Annotated in this window: 2 rRNA genes; both read left to right on the plus strand. The window is 53.7% G+C overall.

What is annotated here, in order from left to right:
• Positions 1-2,567: ribosomal RNA gene (locus KHO41_RS40785) — 23S ribosomal RNA — on the plus strand; the annotation flags it as partial.
• 131 nt (positions 2,568-2,698) lie between these two features.
• Positions 2,699-2,811, plus strand: a 5S ribosomal RNA gene (rrf, locus tag KHO41_RS40790).
• Positions 2,812-2,818: the final 7 nt, after the last annotated feature.

A 2,818-nucleotide genomic window follows, 5' to 3' on the forward strand; every position in this document is an offset into this window, starting at 1 on the left:
TAGCAGGTGATAGCCCTGTATGCGAAAACAGCGTTGTGGAACTAGGTGTACGACAAGTAGGGCGGGACACGTGAAATCCTGTCTGAAGATGGGGGGACCATCCTCCAAGGCTAAATACTCGTGATCGACCGATAGTGAACCAGTACCGTGAGGGAAAGGCGAAAAGAACCCCGGGAGGGGAGTGAAATAGATCCTGAAACCGCATGCATACAAACAGTCGGAGCCTCGTAAGGGGTGACGGCGTACCTTTTGTATAATGGGTCAGCGACTTACATTCAGTGGCGAGCTTAACCGATTAGGGCAGGCGTAGCGAAAGCGAGTCCGAACAGGGCGATTAGTCGCTGGGTGTAGACCCGAAACCAGATGATCTATCCATGGCCAGGTTGAAGGTGCGGTAACACGTACTGGAGGACCGAACCCACTAACGTTGAAAAGTTAGGGGATGAGCTGTGGATAGGGGTGAAAGGCTAAACAAATCTGGAAATAGCTGGTTCTCTCCGAAAACTATTTAGGTAGTGCCTCGTGTGTCACCTTCGGGGGTAGAGCACTGTCATGGTTGGGGGGTCTATTGCTGATTACCCCGCCATAGCAAACTCCGAATACCGAAGAGTGCAATCACGGGAGACAGACATCGGGTGCTAACGTCCGGTGTCAAGAGGGAAACAACCCAGACCGCCAGCTAAGGTCCCCAAGATTGGCTAAGTGGGAAACGAAGTGGGAAGGCTAAAACAGTCAGGAGGTTGGCTTAGAAGCAGCCACCCTTTAAAGAAAGCGTAATAGCTCACTGATCGAGTCGTCCTGCGCGGAAGATGTAACGGGGCTAAGCCAGTCACCGAAGCTGCGGACGCACAGTAATGTGCGTGGTAGGAGAGCGTTCCGTAAGCCTGTGAAGGTGTCTTGTAAAGGATGCTGGAGGTATCGGAAGTGCGAATGCTGACATGAGTAGCGATAAAGGGGGTGAAAGGCCCCCTCGCCGTAAGCCCAAGGTTTCCTACGCAACGTTCATCGGCGTAGGGTGAGTCGGCCCCTAAGGCGAGGCAGAGATGCGTAGCTGATGGGAAGCAGGTTAATATTCCTGCACCGTCGTATGATGCGATGGGGGGACGGATCGCGGAAGGTTGTCCGGGTGTTGGAAGTCCCGGTCCCTGCATTGGAGAAGGCGCTTAGGCAAATCCGGGCGCGGAATTCAAGGATGTGGGGCGAGCGGCCTAGTGCTGCGAAGCAATTGGAAGTGGTTCCAAGAAAAGCCTCTAAGCTTCAGTCATACGAGACCGTACCGCAAACCGACACAGGTGGGCGAGATGAGTATTCTAAGGCGCTTGAGAGAACTCGGGAGAAGGAACTCGGCAAATTGGTACCGTAACTTCGGGATAAGGTACGCCCTGGTAGCTTGACTGGCCTGCGCCAGAAGGGTGAAGGGGTTGCAATAAAATGGTGGCTGCGACTGTTTAATAAAAACACAGCACTCTGCAAACACGAAAGTGGACGTATAGGGTGTGACGCCTGCCCGGTGCCGGAAGATTAAATGATGGGGTGCAAGCTCTTGATTGAAGTCCCGGTAAACGGCGGCCGTAACTATAACGGTCCTAAGGTAGCGAAATTCCTTGTCGGGTAAGTTCCGACCTGCACGAATGGCGTAACGATGGCCACACTGTCTCCTCCCGAGACTCAGCGAAGTTGAAGTGTTTGTGATGATGCAATCTCCCCGCGGCTAGACGGAAAGACCCCATGAACCTTTACTGTAGCTTTGCATTGGACTTTGAACCGATCTGTGTAGGATAGGTGGGAGGCTTTGAAGCGTGGACGCTAGTTCACGTGGAGCCGTCCTTGAAATACCACCCTGGTTTGTTTGAGGTTCTAACCTTGGCCCGTGAATCCGGGTCGGGGACAGTGCATGGTAGGCAGTTTGACTGGGGCGGTCTCCTCCCAAAGTGTAACGGAGGAGTTCGAAGGTACGCTTGGTACGGTCGGACATCGTACCTAAAGTGCAATGGCAAAAGCGTGCTTAACTGCGAGACCGACAAGTCGAGCAGGTGCGAAAGCAGGACATAGTGATCCGGTGGTTCTGAATGGAAGGGCCATCGCTCAACGGATAAAAGGTACTCTGGGGATAACAGGCTGATACCGCCCAAGAGTTCATATCGACGGCGGTGTTTGGCACCTCGATGTCGGCTCATCTCATCCTGGGGCTGTAGCCGGTCCCAAGGGTATGGCTGTTCGCCATTTAAAGAGGTACGTGAGCTGGGTTTAAAACGTCGTGAGACAGTTTGGTCCCTATCTGCCGTGGGCGTTGGAATCTTGACGGGGGCTGCTCCTAGTACGAGAGGACCGGAGTGGACGTACCGCTGGTGTACCTGTTGTCTCGCCAGAGGCATCGCAGGGTAGCTATGTACGGAAGAGATAACCGCTGAAAGCATCTAAGCGGGAAACTCGCCTGAAGATGAGGATTCCCTGGAGGCTTGACCTCCTTGAAGGGTCGTTCGAGACCAGGACGTTGATAGGCTGGGTGTGGAAGCGCAGTAATGCGTTAAGCTAACCAGTACTAATTGCCCGTAAGGCTTGATCCTATAACCAGTGTGTTTTAGCCTGGTGAGTGAATCGCCTTGTGCCACGATACGCACAACCCAATTCTGCAGTACCCAAGACTACATCCCTATTCGTGACGTTGGCCTCAACCCCAACGCCACAACCCCTCATGCCTGGTGACCATAGCGAGCTGGAACCACCCCTTCCCATCCCGAACAGGTCCGTGAAACAGCTCCGCGCCGATGATAGTGCGGATTCCCGTGTGAAAGTAGGTCATCGCCAGGCTCTTATA

This window comes from Cupriavidus numazuensis, from assembly GCF_905397435.1.
In the GTDB taxonomy this organism is placed as follows: domain Bacteria; phylum Pseudomonadota; class Gammaproteobacteria; order Burkholderiales; family Burkholderiaceae; genus Cupriavidus; species Cupriavidus numazuensis.